The 14,785-nt window shown below is 73.4% G+C and carries 15 protein-coding genes and 1 pseudogene; 10 read left to right on the forward strand and 6 right to left on the reverse strand.

Going from position 1 to position 14,785, the window contains the following annotated elements:
- Position 1 precedes the first annotated feature (1 nt).
- The 4 genes from ACIA77_RS18385 to ACIA77_RS18400 all read left to right on the forward strand — a co-directional run bounded on the left by ACIA77_RS18385 (position 2) and on the right by ACIA77_RS18400 (position 2,730).
- The gene (locus ACIA77_RS18385) at positions 2-214 is read left to right on the forward strand and encodes a hypothetical protein (protein WP_395887080.1); all 213 of its coding nucleotides are present in this window, start codon (positions 2-4) and stop codon (positions 212-214) included.
- A gap of 140 nt (positions 215-354) precedes the next feature.
- Positions 355-1,635 (forward strand): sensor histidine kinase, encoded by a 1,281-nt coding sequence (locus tag ACIA77_RS18390; RefSeq protein ID WP_395887081.1) that lies wholly within the window; start codon positions 355-357, stop codon positions 1,633-1,635.
- A gap of 21 nt (positions 1,636-1,656) precedes the next feature.
- Complete coding sequence (locus tag ACIA77_RS18395) at positions 1,657-2,301, forward strand: response regulator (RefSeq protein WP_395887082.1); 645 nt, start codon at positions 1,657-1,659, stop codon at positions 2,299-2,301.
- Positions 2,302-2,319: 18 nt separating this feature from the next.
- A complete protein-coding gene (locus ACIA77_RS18400) occupies positions 2,320-2,730 on the forward strand; it encodes a secondary thiamine-phosphate synthase enzyme YjbQ (protein ID WP_395887083.1) in 411 nt (136 codons plus the stop codon).
- Here ACIA77_RS18400 and ACIA77_RS18405 read toward each other — a convergent pair.
- Positions 2,668-3,678: an ABC transporter permease gene (locus tag ACIA77_RS18405; protein WP_395887084.1), complete on the reverse strand. Its 1,011-nt coding sequence runs from the start codon at positions 3,676-3,678 to the stop codon at positions 2,668-2,670. The two genes, ACIA77_RS18400 and ACIA77_RS18405, sit on opposite strands and share 63 nt — an antisense overlap.
- Positions 3,679-3,785: 107 nt before the next feature.
- On the opposite strand from ACIA77_RS18405, the gene ACIA77_RS18410 reads away from it, so the two are divergent.
- The gene (locus ACIA77_RS18410; protein WP_395887085.1) at positions 3,786-4,484 is read left to right on the forward strand and encodes an HAD family hydrolase; all 699 of its coding nucleotides are present in this window, start codon (positions 3,786-3,788) and stop codon (positions 4,482-4,484) included.
- Positions 4,485-4,669: 185 nt separating this feature from the next.
- Positions 4,670-4,883, forward strand: a pseudogene (locus tag ACIA77_RS18415) (hypothetical protein); the annotation flags it as partial.
- On the opposite strand, the gene ACIA77_RS18420 reads toward ACIA77_RS18415, so the two are convergent.
- Positions 4,823-5,863 (reverse strand): hypothetical protein, encoded by a 1,041-nt coding sequence (locus tag ACIA77_RS18420; protein WP_395887086.1) that lies wholly within the window; start codon positions 5,861-5,863, stop codon positions 4,823-4,825. The pseudogene ACIA77_RS18415 and the gene ACIA77_RS18420 sit on opposite strands and share 61 nt — an antisense overlap.
- A 13-nt stretch (positions 5,864-5,876) precedes the next feature.
- Positions 5,877-7,625: a proline--tRNA ligase gene (locus tag ACIA77_RS18425; RefSeq protein ID WP_395887087.1), complete on the reverse strand. Its 1,749-nt coding sequence runs from the start codon at positions 7,623-7,625 to the stop codon at positions 5,877-5,879.
- 138 nt (positions 7,626-7,763) lie between these two features.
- On the opposite strand from ACIA77_RS18425, the gene ACIA77_RS18430 reads away from it, so the two are divergent.
- Together ACIA77_RS18430 and ACIA77_RS18435 are read left to right on the forward strand one after the other, a co-directional pair.
- Entirely contained in the window at positions 7,764-8,120 is a 357-nt protein-coding gene (locus tag ACIA77_RS18430) for a VOC family protein (RefSeq protein WP_395887088.1), read from the forward strand.
- 59 nt (positions 8,121-8,179) lie between these two features.
- A complete protein-coding gene (locus ACIA77_RS18435) occupies positions 8,180-9,079 on the forward strand; it encodes a 2-hydroxyacid dehydrogenase (RefSeq protein ID WP_395887089.1) in 900 nt (299 codons plus the stop codon).
- A 1-nt stretch (position 9,080) separates the two neighbouring features.
- On the opposite strand, the gene ACIA77_RS18440 is transcribed toward ACIA77_RS18435, so the two are convergent.
- Positions 9,081-10,046, reverse strand: coding sequence for a GNAT family N-acetyltransferase (locus tag ACIA77_RS18440; protein ID WP_395887090.1), 966 nt, complete (start codon positions 10,044-10,046; stop codon positions 9,081-9,083).
- A gap of 55 nt (positions 10,047-10,101) precedes the next feature.
- Between ACIA77_RS18440 and yaaA the strand changes: the two genes are divergently transcribed.
- Complete coding sequence (gene yaaA, locus ACIA77_RS18445) at positions 10,102-10,848, forward strand: peroxide stress protein YaaA (protein WP_395887091.1); 747 nt, start codon at positions 10,102-10,104, stop codon at positions 10,846-10,848.
- A 3-nt stretch (positions 10,849-10,851) separates the two neighbouring features.
- Here yaaA and ACIA77_RS18450 read toward each other — a convergent pair whose 3' ends face one another.
- Together ACIA77_RS18450 and ACIA77_RS18455 are read right to left on the reverse strand one after the other, a co-directional pair.
- Positions 10,852-11,940, reverse strand: a complete 1,089-nt coding sequence (locus tag ACIA77_RS18450; protein ID WP_395887092.1) for an NAD(P)/FAD-dependent oxidoreductase — start codon at positions 11,938-11,940, stop codon at positions 10,852-10,854.
- 4 nt (positions 11,941-11,944) lie between these two features.
- Positions 11,945-13,507: a phytoene desaturase family protein gene (locus tag ACIA77_RS18455; RefSeq protein ID WP_395887093.1), complete on the reverse strand. Its 1,563-nt coding sequence runs from the start codon at positions 13,505-13,507 to the stop codon at positions 11,945-11,947.
- Positions 13,508-13,719: 212 nt separating this feature from the next.
- Here ACIA77_RS18455 and ACIA77_RS18460 point away from each other — a divergent pair, with 212 nt between their 5' ends.
- Entirely contained in the window at positions 13,720-14,670 is a 951-nt protein-coding gene (locus ACIA77_RS18460) for a serine protein kinase RIO (protein WP_395887094.1), read from the forward strand.
- Positions 14,671-14,785: the final 115 nt, after the last annotated feature.

A 14,785-nucleotide genomic window follows, 5' to 3' on the forward strand; every position in this document is an offset into this window, starting at 1 on the left:
CATGGTGGGTCAGTTCGAAAGCGGCAAGGACACGGTGCAGGAGCTCACGGAGTCCGCGGCCACCCACATCGGCGCCATCGCCACCATCATCACCGGCGCGGTCCGCGACATCGCCCGCGAAACGGGCGACTGGCTCACCGACGTCATCGAAATGCGCGAAGCCGCGCACCGCGCGCGCGAAGACCAGCGCCACCAGGACGACGACCCGGAGTAATCCGCGCTGTCCCGGCCTCGAGGCCGCGGCCGAACGCCGTGGCTTCGAGGCCGGACTGCGTTCGGCCCCGGGTTTTCCCCCATCGCGGCGACGGGCGAACCCGGTGGTCGCCCGGCCGCGCAGGGGGCAGACTTCGAAGCATGACGGGGCCGGTCGCGCAGCGCGGGGAGCCGAGGCGGCTGTGGTGGCCAGGTCCGCCGAGCGCGACGGCGTGCGAGGCCGCCTGGCTGGTGCTGGCCGGGGTGCTGTCGCCGCTCTCGCTGGCGATCGCGGTGGTCGCGTTCGGGCTGGGTGTGGTGTTGAGCCCGCTGGGGCTCGGGTTGCTGGTGCTCGCCGGGGCCGTGCAGGGGATGCGGGTCGCCGGCGGGCTGCACCGGCGGCTGACGGGAGTGCTGCTCGACGCGCCGCTGCGCGCGCCGGAGCCGGCGCAGTTGCGGCCCGGGCTCTGGCGGTGGCTGGTCGCGCGCGTAGGCGACCGCCACGCGTGGCGCGCCTTCGCGTACCTCGTGCTGCGGCTGCCGGTCGCGTTCGCCGGGTTCGCGGTCGCCGGGTCGCTCGCCGTGTTCGGGGTCGCGGCGACCGCCTACCCCGTGCTCTGGTTCTTCGTCCACGAAAGGCTCCCGGTCTACAACATCTACAGCCGCACCTGGCCGGGCACGGTGCTGTGGGCGTTGGGCGGGGTCATCGCGCTGGCCGCGCTGCCGTGGGTCGTGCACGCGCTGGCGGTCGTCGACCGGCAGCTGGCGCGGCTGCTGCTGTCGGGACCGGGACTGCTGCAACGCCTGCGGTTCCTCGAAGAAACCCGCGCGACCGCCCTCGAAGACGCCGACCAGCGGTTGCGGCGCATCGAACGCGACCTGCACGACGGCGCCCAGGCCCAGCTCGTCGCGATGGCCATGAAACTGGGGCTGGCCAAGGAAGAGCTCGCCGCCGGCACCGGCACCGACGTCGACCTCGACCAGGTGCGCGCGCTCGTCGACGCCGCCCACGGCAACGCGAAGCAGGCGCTCGTCGAGCTGCGCGACCTCGCGCGCGGCATCCACCCGGCCGCGCTGGACAAGGGGCTCGACGTGGCACTGTCCACTGTGGCCACTTCGGCCGGCATCGACGCCGCGGTGTCCGTCGACCTGCCGCGCCGCCCTCCGCCGTCGCTCGAGACCATCGTGTACTTCGCCGCCGCGGAGCTGATGACGAACGCCGCCAAGCACTCCGGAAAACCCTGCCTCGTCCGGGTCGACGAGCACGACGAGGTGCTGCGCCTCAGCGTCTCCGACCACGGGCCGGGCGGCGCGATCGTCGTCCCCGGTGGCGGGCTTTCCGGGATCGCGGAGCGCCTGCGGCCGGTCGACGGCGAACTGCGCGTGTCGAGCCCGCCCGGCGGCCCGACGCTGGTCACCGCCGAACTGCCGTTGCCCCGCTAAGGTCGGGGCCAGGGGGTGCGCATGCGGATCGTGATCGCGGAGGATTCGACCATCCTGCGCCAGGGCCTGGTCGAACTGCTGGGGCTGCGGGGCCACGAGGTCGTCGCGGCGGTCAAGGACGGCGAGGAGCTGCGTTCGGCCGTGCGCGCGCACAAGCCGGACGTGTCCGTGGTGGACATCCGGATGCCGCCGACGCACACCGACGAAGGCCTGCGAGCGGCGATCGAACTGCGCGAAGAGCTGCCGGGCCGCGCGATCCTGCTGTTCTCGCAGTACGTGGAGACGCGCTACGCCAAGCAGCTGCTCGCCGACCAGGCCGGCGCCGTCGGCTACCTGCTGAAGGACCGCGTCGCCGAGGTGTCCGACTTCCTCGACGCGCTGCGCCGCGTCGCGACCGGCGAGACGGTGCTCGACCCGGAAGTCGTGCGCCAGCTCTTCGCGGCCACGGGCCGGTCGGGTCCGCTCGCGGAGCTCACCGACCGCGAACGCGAAGTGCTGGACCTGATGGCGCAGGGCCGGTCCAACTCGGCGATCGCTTCAGGCCTGTTCCTGTCCGCGGGTTCGGTGGAGAAGTACGTGACGAGCATCTTCACCAAACTCGGCTTGCCGCCCTCGGAAGGTGACAACCGGCGGGTGCTCGCCGTGCTCCGCTACCTCGGGCTCTGAGCCCCCTACGCTGGCGGCATGTACTCCACCGAGATCGAGGTCCGCACCGGCGGCAGCGCCGTGGTGCACGACCTCACCCGCGAGGCCGAGACGTTCCTGCGCGACGCCGACGCCACCGACGGCCTGCTGCACGTGTGGGTGCCGCACGCCACCGCCGGTCTCGCGATCCTCGAAACCGGCGCGGGCAGCGACGACGATCTCCTCGCGGCCCTCGACGAGCTCCTCCCCCGCGACGGCCGCTGGCGGCACCGCCACGGGAGCGCGGGCCACGGCCGGGACCACGTGCTGCCCGCGCTGGTGCCGCCGTACGCGACGGTCCCGGTGCTCGGCGGCGTGCTGGCGCTGGGCACCTGGCAGTCGGTCTGCCTAGTGGACACCAACGTCGACAACCCGGTGCGGAAGGTCCGCTTCAGCTTCCTCGCGGGCTGACCGGCCCGGCCACAGCACCACCGCCAGTCCCGCGACGAGCAGCGCGGCCAGTACCCAGACCCCCGTGGTCACGTCCGGCGCCCCGGGCACGCCCTGCAGCAGGCTCCGCAGACCTTCGGTCGAGAACCGGAACGGCGTCCACGACCACAACAGCGCGCGGTAGACCGGGTCGAGCAGCTCCGGCACCTGCCCGGCCACCGCGGGCGCCACGAGGTAGAGCGGCGCGAGCACGGCCAGCGCCTTGATCCCGAGCAGCCGCAGCAGGCCCGCCTGCAGCGCGGCGAACGCCGTGACCGTCAGGAACAGGAAACCGAGCACGTCCCAGGTCAGTGGCAGCGTCGCATCCCACAGCGCCGTGAACCCGGCGAGCACACCGGTGACCAGGACACCTGCGCCGAGCACCTGGGCGAGCCGCACCGGCACGCTGATCCGCCGGCCCGCGCCGAGCCGGACGAGGACCGCGCCGGCGACCAGCGAGCCCAGCCACGCGAGCGCGCTCGCGGCCAGCGGGACGATCCGGCCGGCCGGGCTCGCCGGGTGCAGCTGTTCGAGCTGCGGTTCGCCGGGCAACGCCTGGGCGGCTCCGGCCAGCGCCTGCTGCGCGACCTGGGTGCCCGCCGGGTTCACCGCACCCGAGAGCACAACCGTGGCGGCGGGCCCTTCGCGCAGCTCGAGCACGCCGTAGACCTCCTTGTCCGCCAGCAGGTTCCGCGCCTGTCCCGGATCGGTGACGCGCCAGTCGAGCTGCGTGCCGCCGTGGCCCGCGAGCTGGTGCGCGAGCCCCTGCAGCGGCCCCGGCGGCGCCGAAACCGCGACGGGTACGTGATCGGGCGCGACCGTGGCCTGCGCGCCGAAGGTCAGGAACCCCAGCACCACGGCCGCGAGCGTCCCCACCAGCGCGGCGAACAGGGCGAACACCCCCACGGGGCGCTTCGTGACAGCCGGCATGGCGGCCTCCCGGATTTATTCTTCGCTTGTTGAATTAGACTCAAGATAGGTCTCGTCCACCCGGAAGTCAACAGACGTTGAATAGCGTCACCGGTACCCTCACGGCCGTGACGACGACGCGCTCGCACCGCCTGGTGCTCTGGGACATCGACCACACGCTCGTGGACTACACGGGCGTCGGCAGCAGCTGGTACGCCGAGGCGCTGACCGCCTTGGGCACCGAACTGCGCGAGCACCCCGACTACGGCGGCCGCACCGAGCGCGCGATCACCACCGACATCCTCACGACCCACGGCATCGAGGCGACCGAGGAGAACATCCAGCGCCTGTGGGCCGCGCTGATCGCGGTCGCCGAGGAGGCCAGCGCGACCCTGCACGAGGCGGGACGCGCACTCGACGGCGCCGCGGCCGCACTGTCGGCGATGGCCGACCACGGCGCCGTGCAGACTCTCGTGACCGGCAACCTCCCGGAGATCTCGGTGCACAAGCTCGCCGCGTTCGGCCTCGACGAGCACCTCGAGCTGGAGATCGGCGGCTACGGCTCGCTCTCGGCGCACCGGCCCGACCTCGTCCCGCACGCCGTCGCCGCCGCGGCGGCCAAGCACGGCACGGCGTTCGCGCCCGCCGACGTCGTCGTCATCGGCGACACCCCGAACGACGTCAAGGCCGCGCTCGACAACGGCGCCGTCGCGGTGGCCGTCGCGACCGGGCACTACGACGCCGAAGAGCTCGCGGCCGCCGGTGCCCACACCGTGCTGCCCGACCTCGCCGACCTCGACGCGGTGCGCAAGGCCGTGCTCGGCTGACGGTCAACCCAGGTTTTCGGCTCCGCAAGGGGATTCCGGCTGCGGGCAGGACTGCTCCGGCGGGGGTTTCTGCGGGCCGCGCTGTGCGCTTACGCGGTGGTCGCGATCGGGTACGTGGGCACGCTCGCCGATCTCGTGCACTTCTTCGCGCCGGCGCCGGCGTTTGCCGCTCGGCCACCGGCTCGCCGTACTACGGGTTCCGGTCGCTGCACGCGGTCAAGGCGAAGTTCCGGCCGCGGCACGAACCGCTGTAGCTCGCCTACCGCGACGAGGCCGCCCTGCCGCGCGTGCCTGCAGGGCGGCGGGCTGAAGGACTTCGCGAGGCTCGCGTTGCGGCGTCAGCGCGTGGTGGGTGGGGGTGTGGTCGTGGACCGGTCGGCGGCGGGGACGCCGCGGTAGCTCTGCAGGAGCCGCACAACGTCGGCCGGGGAGGTGGTGTCGTCGGTGTAGGCGACGAGGACGACCGACTGGCGGGCGCCGGCCAGGGCGAGCGCGCCGACCGTGACGTGCTTGAGCGTGCACGGTTCGGTGCTGTCCTGCGTGACGTCGGCGACGACCACCTTCGCGGGTTTGGTGGTGCTGTCGAGCTTCACCGTCGCGTCCTGCGCCGACGCGTACGTGGCCTTCGCGCCGGGTTCGTAGGCGCTGCCGATGAGGTCCTGCACGGCTTTGCGCGCGGCGCTCGCGGCGTCGGCACCGTCTTCCGTGGTGACGCCCGCGCCGCCGCGCTTGCTGTCCCGGTCGCTGTCGCAGTAGCCGCGGCCGGTGAAGGCCGACGTGCTCAGCGTCAGCCCGGGCGACGTCGCGCTCGCGTCCCAGCCGTGCACGACGCCGGGCTCGGGTGTCCAGTTCGGCGGCACGTCGTAGGCGTACGTCCCGTCGCGCGAGGCCACCGAGGACCACCCGGCCACCACCGCCGGCACGACGACCCGCGGCTCGGGCTGGTACGTCACCGGCGCCCGCGGCGGCGCACTCGGCGGCGAGTGGTGCCGGCCGCCGAAGAAGTTGATGCCCGCCACGCCCAGCCCGATCACGGCCACGAGGATCCACAGCGCCCGGGACGGCCGGGCCCGCAGCCGCGGTGCCGCGGCCGGCCGGATGCGCCGCGGCTCGGCCCTCGGCGCGTGCCCGGTGCCGGCGGAATCCTGGGCGTACCAAGGGGTTTCGCCGCGCGTGGACCAGCCGGGCCCCCGGTCCGGCCCCGCCGGGCGCGGGTCCGGATCGGGCTCCCCGGCGGCGGGCTCGCCCGCGTCCGGGGAGCCGTAGCCGGCGGCCGGGAAGCGCGGGGTGTCCGCGGGTTCGTAACCGCCGAAGCCGGTCAGGGCGGCGTTGTCCTCGTAACCGCCGTCGCTGTCGCGCTTGCGGCCGAAGAGCCCCACCGACGCTCGCCCGTCAGGAACGGACGAGCTTGACCAGGTGGCCGACGACCGAGTCGACCGGGATCTCCTCGCGCTCGCCGGACCGGCGGTCCTTCACCTCGACCAGGCCGTTGGCCAGGCCACGGCCGACGACGAGGATCGTGGGCACGCCGACCAGCTCCGCGTCGGCGAACTTGACCCCCGGGGTGGCCTTGCGGTCGTCGAAGAGCACGTCGACACCGGCCGCGTCGAGCTCGGCGACGAGCTTCTCCGCGCCGGCCGCGATGGACTCGTCCTTGCCGGCGACGACCACGTGCACGTCGTAGGGCGACACCTCGCGCGGCCACACCAGGCCGGACGCGTCGTGGTTCTGCTCGGCGAGCACGGCCACGAGCCGCGAGACGCCGACGCCGTAGGAGCCCATCGTGATGCGGATCGGCTTCGAGTCGGGGCCGAGGGCGTCGAGCTCGAAGGCGTTGGTGTACTTGCGGCCGAGCTGGAAGATGTGGCCGATCTCGATGCCGCGCGCGGCGACGAGGGTGCCCTTGCCGTCGGGCGACGCGTCGCCCTCGCGGACCTCGGCGGCCTCGATGGTGCCGTCCGGCGTGAAGTCGCGGCCCGCGACGAGGTCGACCACGTGGTGACCGGCCTGGTCGGCGCCGGTGACCCACGCCGTGCCGGCGACCACGCGGGGGTCGACGAGGTAGCGGACACCGTTGTCCTGCAACGCCTTCGGGCCGATGTAGCCCTTGACGAGGAACGGGTTCTTCGCGAAGTCCGCCTCCTCGAGCAGCTCGACCTCGGCGGGTTCGAGCGACGCTTCGAGGCGCTTCATGTCGACCTCGCGGTCGCCCGGCACGCCGACGCCCAGGAGCTCCCACTCCTTCGCGCCCGGCTGGCGGATCTTCAGCAGCACGTTCTTCAGCGTGTCGGCCGCGGTGAACTCGCGGCCGAGGCCGGCGGCGTTGAAGAACGCCACGAGCGTCTCGATGGTCGGCGTGTTCGGCGTGCTGTGCACCTGCGCGGCGGGCAGGCCCTCGAGCGGGCGCTCGGCCGGCACGGGCGTGACCACGGCCTCGACGTTGGCCGCGTACCCGGACTCCGTGCTGCGCACGTAGGTGTCCTCACCGGTCTCGGCGACGGCGAGGAACTCCTCCGAGGCAGAGCCGCCCATGGCGCCCGAGGTCGCGGCGACGACCACGTACTCGAGGCCGAGTCGGTCGAACAGCTTGGTGTAGGCCTCGCGGTGGGCCTGGTACGAGCGCTCCAGGCCCTCGTCGTCGAGGTCGAACGAGTACGAGTCCTTCATCACGAACTCGCGGCCGCGCAGGATGCCCGCGCGGGGGCGCGCTTCGTCGCGGTACTTGGTCTGGATCTGGTACAGCGTGACCGGGTAGTCCTTGTACGAGCTGTACTCGCCCTTCACGGTGAGCGCGAACAGCTCCTCGTGCGTCGGGCCCAGCAGGTAGTCGGCGCCCTTGCGGTCCTTGAGGCGGAACAGGCTGTCGCCGTACTCGGTCCAGCGGCCGGTGGCCTCGTAGGGCTCACGGGGCAGCAGCGCGGGGAACTGGATCTCCTGCGCGCCGATCGCGTTCATCTCCTCGCGCACGACCTGCTCGATGCGCCGCAGCACCCGCAGGCCCAGCGGCAGCCACGAGTAACCACCCGGGGCGACCCGGCGGACGTAGCCGGCGCGGACCAGCAGCCTGTGGCTGGGTACCTCGGCGTCCGCCGGATCCTCGCGCAAGGTGCGGAGGAACAACGACGACATCCTGGTGATCACTGCGGACTCCCTGCGCTGAGCGGGCTGAGACGACGAGCGTGGTTTGACCGACACAGGGTAGTCAACCCGCTGGTCGCGGCTCCACCCGGTTATCGGCTCGACCGGTTTTGTCGGTGGTCGCCGCTAGCGTCCCGGGCCATGGCACTCGCATTGGGCATGATCACCATCGACTGCGCGGACCCGCGGGTCCTCGCGGAGTTCTGGACGCGGGCACTGGGCGTGGAGGTCGAGGCGGACTACGGGCCGTTCGTGATGCTCACGCGCACCGGCAACGGCGGGCCGGCGCTGGCGTTCCAGCAGGTCCCGGAACCGCGCGCGGGCAAGAACCGCGTGCACGTGGACTTCTCCGCACCCGATCGGGAAGCGGAGGTGAACCGGCTGGTCGGGCTCGGGGCCAGCGAGCTGGCGCGGCACGCGCAGCCGGGCATCGAGTGGACCGTGCTGGCGGATCCGGAGGGCAATGAGTTCTGCGTCGCACAGGCGGGAGCGCACTAGGGAGCGGAGCCGCGCGCACGCGGGCAGCGCCTTCCGCGGGCCGCACTAGGGTCGAGGGCATGACCGCGCGCGCTCTCCTGCCCTGGACCGACATCGACGTGCCGGACGGCCTGGCCGTGGCGTACTACGACGGGGTGGCACCGCCCGCGGACGACCTGTCCGGAGTCGAGTTCTACGTGCTGCCCTACGACGCGGGGCCAGAGCCGCCGAAGCTGATCGGGAAGCTGCCGGCGTTGAAGGCCGTGCAGGCGCTGTCGGCGGGCGTCGAGTCGCTCGAGCCCCTGGTGCCCGGGGGCGTGGCGCTGGCCAACGGCCGCGGCCTGCACGACCTCAGCGTCGCCGAGCACGCCCTGGCGCTGATCTACGCGTCGCAGCGGTTCCTGCCGCGCTGGTTCGCGCAGCAGGCCACCGGGTCGTGGGCGCGGGAGCACACGATGTCGCTGGCCGACAGCCGGGTGCTGCTCGTGGGGTACGGCTCCATCGGGCACGCGATCGAGCGGCAGCTGCTGGCGGCCGAGTCGGTGGTCACGCGCGTCGCGAGCCGGGCGCGGCCGGACGAGGACGTGCACGGCGTCGCGGAGCTGCCCGCCCTGCTGCCGGCCGCCGACATCGTGGTGCTCGTGCTGCCCGAGACGCCGGAGACGAAGGGCCTGCTCGGGGCGCGCGAGCTCGCGCTGCTGCCCGACCACGCGCTGGTGGTCAACGTCGGCCGCGGCTCCGCGATCGACACCGCGGCCCTGCTCGCGGAGACGGAACGGGGCCGGCTGCGCGCCGCGCTCGACGTGGTGGACCCCGAACCGCTGCCGGCCGACCATCCACTGTGGAAGGTTCCGGGCGTGGTGATCACGCCGCACGTCGCGGGCGGTTCGGCCTCGTTCTACCCGCGCGCGAAGAAGCTCGTGGCCGAGCAGCTGCGCCGCTTCGTGGCGGGCGAGCCGCTGCTGAACGTCGTGAGCTGACTCAGCCGATCGGGAGCACGTACCCGTAGTAGGTGTCCGCGACGACGTAGCCGCACCGTTCGTAGATGCCGACGGCGCTGTGCGCGTTGTCGGTGTCCACGGCCAGCCCGGAGCGCTCGAACCCGGCTTCGCGGGCGCGCGCCAGCGTGTGGCCGAGCACCGCCGTCGCGGCACCGCGGCCGCGCTGCGCCGCGCGGGTGCCGACGTAGTCCACGTACAGCTCGCGCACGCCCGTGGCCGCGTGGTCCGCCGGGTGGAACGAGCTCAGCACGAACGCCACGACCCGGTCGCGCGCCGGCGTCAGCAGCACGAACGACAGGTCGGCCCGGAAATCCTTCGCTCCGGTGATGCGGTGCCGCCACGCCGCGGGCGACAGCACGGCGCTGCCCCAGTGCCCGGCGAACGCCTCGTTTCGCGCGTCGCGGGTCAGCTCGTCGTAGCGGTCGGCGAAGGGGACCAGCGCGTAGCCCTCGGGTACCGGCCGCACGCCAGGAAGCTCGCGGAGGTCGGCCCGCATCTCCACGAACGTCCGGGACCGGCGGAAACCCGCCCGCTCCAGCGCGTCGGTGTACCACCGTTCGTGTTCGTGCACCCCGGCGTGCAGCTCCAGTGGCGACGCCGGGAACGCGCGCTCGTGCACGCGCTTGCCCGCGTCGAGGAACCACGTCGTGAGGTGCGCGGCGAGGTCCGCCGTGCGGAAGTCCGGGCGCGTCACCGACTCGACGCGCGGCATGTGCACCGGGTCGGCGGAGTCGCGACGGCGGATCGCCGCGTAGCTCACGAGCCACTCGCCCGCCCACCCGCCGGTGCTGCCCAGCGCCAGGTCGACGTCCGGGCCCGCCATCTCCTCGCGCAGGTCACCGGCGGTGTAGTGCTCGCCCGTGCGGTCCACGGCCTCGGCGGCCGCGAACAGGTCCGCCAGCGGCTCCGCGTCGCCGAGGGTGAGCGGCCGCCAGGTGAGCTCCATGCGCGCGAGCGTAGGCGCACACGCGCGGCCCGCGCACCCGGATTACGCTCGGGGGGTGCTGGTGCTCCTCCCTCCTTCCGAGACCAAAGCCGCGGGTGGCCGGGGCGCGCCGCTCGATCTCGAAGCGCTGTCCTTCCCCGAGCTGAACCCCGTGCGGGCGAAGCTCGCCGACGCGCTCGTCGAGCTGGCCCGCGACGTCCCGGCGAGCCTCGCCGCGCTCGGCATCTCCGAGCGGCAGAGCCACGAGGTCGAGCGCAACGCGACCCTGTGGACCTCACCGACGCTGCCCGCCCTGCGCCGCTACACCGGCGTGCTCTACGACGCCCTCGACCTCGGCAGCTTCACCCGCGCGGGGCTCGAGAAGGCGCACCGGCGCCTGGCCGTCACGTCTTCGCTGTTCGGCGTGGTCTCGGCCACCGACCCGATCCCCGCGTACCGGCTCTCGGGCGGCAACAGCGTGCCCGCCCTGGGCACGGTGCGCAGCCTGTGGAAGCCGGCGCTCGAACCGGTGCTGCAGGACATCGAAGGGCTCGTGGTCGACCTGCGCTCGGGCACGTACTCGGCCTTCGCGAAGCTGCGGCCGGGCGCGGTGACCGTGCGCGTGGTCACCGAAGACGCCAAGGGCAACCGCACCACGGTGAGCCACTTCAACAAGGCCTACAAGGGCCGGCTGGCCGCCGTGCTAGCGAAGACGCGCGCCGAACCGTCCACTGTGGACGAGCTGGTGAAGGTGATCACCCAGGCGGGCCTCACGGTGGAGCGCACCGGCGACCACGCCCTGGAACTGCTCACCGACGACTGAGCTTCACGCGAACCGCGACGGGGCACACGCCGTGAGCTGATCGGCCGGCAGGTCCTCGCCGAGCACGAGCGCGGCGACGAGCTTGCCCGCGTACGGCGCGAGCGTCAGCCCGGCCGGTCCGAAACCCGTGGCCAGGAACAGCCCCGGCGCCGCCTGGCCCAGCAGCGGCAGCGTGTCCGGCGTCGCCGGGCGGAAGCCGACTCGGGTCTCGGCGAGGGTCGCGTCGGCCAGCCCCGGCGCGACGGCGAGCGCCTGGTCGAGAACCTCGCGCTGGCCGGCGGCCGTCACGCGGTAGTTGAAGCCCGAACCCGTCTCGCGCGTCGCGCCGGCCACGACCCGGCCGCCCGCGAACGAGAGCAGGTAGTGGCTCGTGCGCGGCAGCACCACGGGCCACGCCGCCGTTTCCGTGTCCGGCAGGTCGAAGTGGCTGATCTGGCCGCGCTGCGGCGCCACCGGCACGGGCACGCCCAGCGGCTCGGCCAGCGTCGCCGACCACGCGCCCGCCGCGAGCACCACGGCGTCGCCCGTCAGCTCCTCGTCGCCCGCACGCACCCGTGAACCGGGCAGCAGCGCCGCCTCCGCCGCCACGAACCGCGCGCCCCGTTCCTCAGCCGCAGCGACCAGGGCCGCCCGCACGACCCGCCCGTCGACGCGGCCGGCGCCGGACAGGTGCACGGCCGCCAGCTCCGGCGCCAGCGGCGGGAAGAGCTCCCGCGCCTGCGCGGGATCAAGGCGGCGCACCTCGCCGGCCTCCGGCGCGGCCGCGACCCGGTCGGCCAGCCGCGCGGCCGCCTCGTCCAGCTCGGCCTGCTCGGCCGACACCACCATCCCGCCGACGACCTCGAACGACGCGTCGTGCCCCTGCTCCCCCAGCGCCGCCGAAAGCTGCGGGTAGTACGCCCCGGCAGCGGCCGCGAGCGGGTAGATCGCGTCGTCCCACCGCGAAGTCCAGGGGCTGACGATGCCCGCGCCCGCCTCCGTCGCGACCCCGGGCAGCCCGGCGTCGACCACGACGACGTCGGCTCCGCTGGTCGCGAGGTGGTAGGCCGTCGAGGCTCCGGCGATCCCGCCGCCGATCACGATGACGCGCATGGGTTCACCCTGCCTGCGTTTCGCCGCGCCGTCGAGCGAGCACCGCCATGGCCGCGTTGTGGCCGGGGATCCCGCTCACGCCGCCGCCGCGGCGCGCGCCGGCGCCGCACAGCAACACGCGCTCGTGGGCGGTCTCGACCCCCCACTTCCCGGCGTCGGCCGGATCTTCCGCGAACGGCCAGGAGAGGTCGCGGTGGAAGATGTGCCCGCGCGGCAGGCCGAGTTCGGCCTCCAGGTCCAGCGGCGTCTTCGCCTCCACACACGGGTTCCCGGCCGGGTCGCGCAGCAGGCAGTCTTCGATCGGCTCGGCGAGCACGCTGTTCAGCGACGCGAGCGTCGCGCGCAATGCGTCGGCTCGCGCGCGTTCGTTGTCCGCTTCGAACAGCCGCGCGGGCAGGTGCAGGCCGAAGAGCGTGAGCGTCTGCACCCCCGCCGCGCGCTCGGCCGGGCCGAGGATCGACGGGTCGGTGAGCGAGTGGCAGTAGATCTCACACGGTGGCAGCGCCGGGATCTTGCCCGCGGCGGCCTCGGCGTAGGCCGTTTCGAGCTGCGAGAACGTCTCGTTGACGTGGAAGGTCCCGCCGAACGCGGCACGCGGGTCCACCGACGCGTCGCGCAGGCGCGGCAGGCGGGACAGGACCATGTTGACCTTCAGCTGCGCGCCTTCCGGCTTCACGCCGGGTTCCTCGCCGAGCAGCCGGGCGAGGGTGTCCGGTGCGACGTTGGCCAGGACGTGGCCCCCGGCGACGACGTGCTCGGCGCCTTCGACGGTGTAGCGCACCTCGCCGTCGGGCGTCACCGACCGGACTTCGGCGCCGGTCACGAACGTCGCCCCGGCGCCGCGGGCCGCGGTGGCCAGCGCGCCCGTGACGGCACCCATCCCGCCGACGGGCACGTCCCAGTCGCCCGTGCCGTTGCCGATCAGGTGGTAGAGCAGGCAGCGGTTCTGCTTGAGGTCTTCGTCGCCGGCGCCGGCGAACGTGCCGATCAGCGCGTCGGTGAGCACGACGCCGCGCACGGTGTCGTCGTCGAACAGCTCGGTCAGCGTCTCGCCGGCCGGGCGCTCGAACAGCGTCGCCCAGGCTTCGTCGTCGCCGACGCGCTGCTTGAGTTCCGCCCGGCTGGGCAGCGGTTCGGTGAGCGTGTCGAACGTCGCCGCCGCCACGCGCGCCGCGCGGGCGTAGAACTCGCGCCACGCGTCGAAGTCCTTTGTGGACCCCGTGACGGCGCGGAAGGCCGCGGCCGTGCGGGCGTCGTCGGCCGTGTCGACGAGGAGACCCGTGTCGCCGGCCGGGGTGTACGACGACATCCGGCGGCGCCGCAGTTCGACACCCAGCCCGAGGTCGGCCGCGATCTTCCGCGGCAGCAAGCTGACCAGGTACGAGTAGCGCGACAGCCGCACATCAACCCCGTCGAACGCCCGGAACGACACCGCCGCGCCCCCGATCTCGCCGCGCCGCTCCAGCACCAGGACCGAGCACCCGGCGCGGGCCAGGTAGGCCGCCGCGACCAGGCCGTTGTGCCCGCCGCCCACGATCACCGCGTCGTAGCTCCCACCGCTTGTCATGGCGCCGAGGCTAGGGCCCGGTAATTCGGTTGCGCGAGCCCCCGGGGGCGCGGCAAGCTGCTGCGCGAACCGGCGGGGTGCCGGTGGCCGACGGAAGCGAGGAGGTGCGTCGTGGAGATTGCCCGGGCGCTGACCTGCCCACTTCCGTCCGCCTCACTCGGCTAGAGCCTGCGCTCGCCCGGTGGGGCACCCCGATCGAGGAGAACCCACCAGTGCGCGAGCACGATTACGAAGACCTCCACGCGTCCGATTTCGACGAGCGCCCCCGCCGTGGCCGGCGCTTCGCGGACGAACCCGAACCCACGCGCCGCGGCCGGCTCACCGAAGGCGAGCGGGTGCGCCTCGCCCGGCTGCGCGACGACGCCTACACCGAAACGGACCTGCCCGACGGCGCCGATCGCTGGACCACCTGGGGCGATGCCGACCAGGGTCCGCACCCGAGGCCCGCCTGGGTGATCACGGAACTCGCCGCCGTCGACACCGACCTCGGTGTCCTCAAGACCGGCAAGGAAGCCGACGTCCACGTCCTGCGGCGGAACCTGCCGGGCGAGGAGGGCGTGCTGCTGGCCGCGAAGCGCTACCGCAGTCCCGAACACCGGCAGTTCCACCGCGACTCGGGTTACCTCGAAGGCCGCCGGATGCGGCGCTCGCGCGAGAACCGCGCCATCGCCGGGCGCACGGCGTTCGGGCGCAACCTCATCGCCGAACAGTGGGCCGTGGCGGAGTTCGCCGCGTTGAGTCGCTTGTGGACGATCGGCGCACCGGTGCCCTACCCGCTGCAGCGGCACGGCACGGAGCTGCTGCTCGAGTTCCTCGGCGAACCCGACGGCACGGCCGCACCGCGCCTGGCCCAGCTGCGCCCGGAGCCCGACGAGCTGAAGGACCTGTGGGAACAGGCCACCGCCGCGCTCGAGCTGTTCGCCACGCAGGGACTCGGGCACGGCGACCTGTCGGCCTACAACCTGCTGGTGCACGAAGAGCACCTGATGGTGATCGACCTGCCGCAGGTCGTGGACCTCGTCGCGAACCCGCGCGGACGCGAGTTCCTGGAGCGCGACGTGCGCAACCTCGCGGACTGGTTCCACGCCCGTGGCCTGCCCGAACACGTCACGAAGACCGCGGATCTCGTGGCGGAGCTGGTCTTCACCGCGGGGCTGGGCTGAGGTCCGGCGGCGTCGCGCGGGGTGTGGTGCAGCACACGTCTGCGACGCCGCCCACAACCGGACACCTGGGTGCGAAGCGAAAGCTCACACTCCGGTACAGTGAACACAGACCGCA

Origin of the sequence: Amycolatopsis sp. NPDC051903, from assembly GCF_044452505.1 — a bacterium.
Classification (GTDB): Bacteria; Actinomycetota; Actinomycetes; order Mycobacteriales; family Pseudonocardiaceae; genus Amycolatopsis.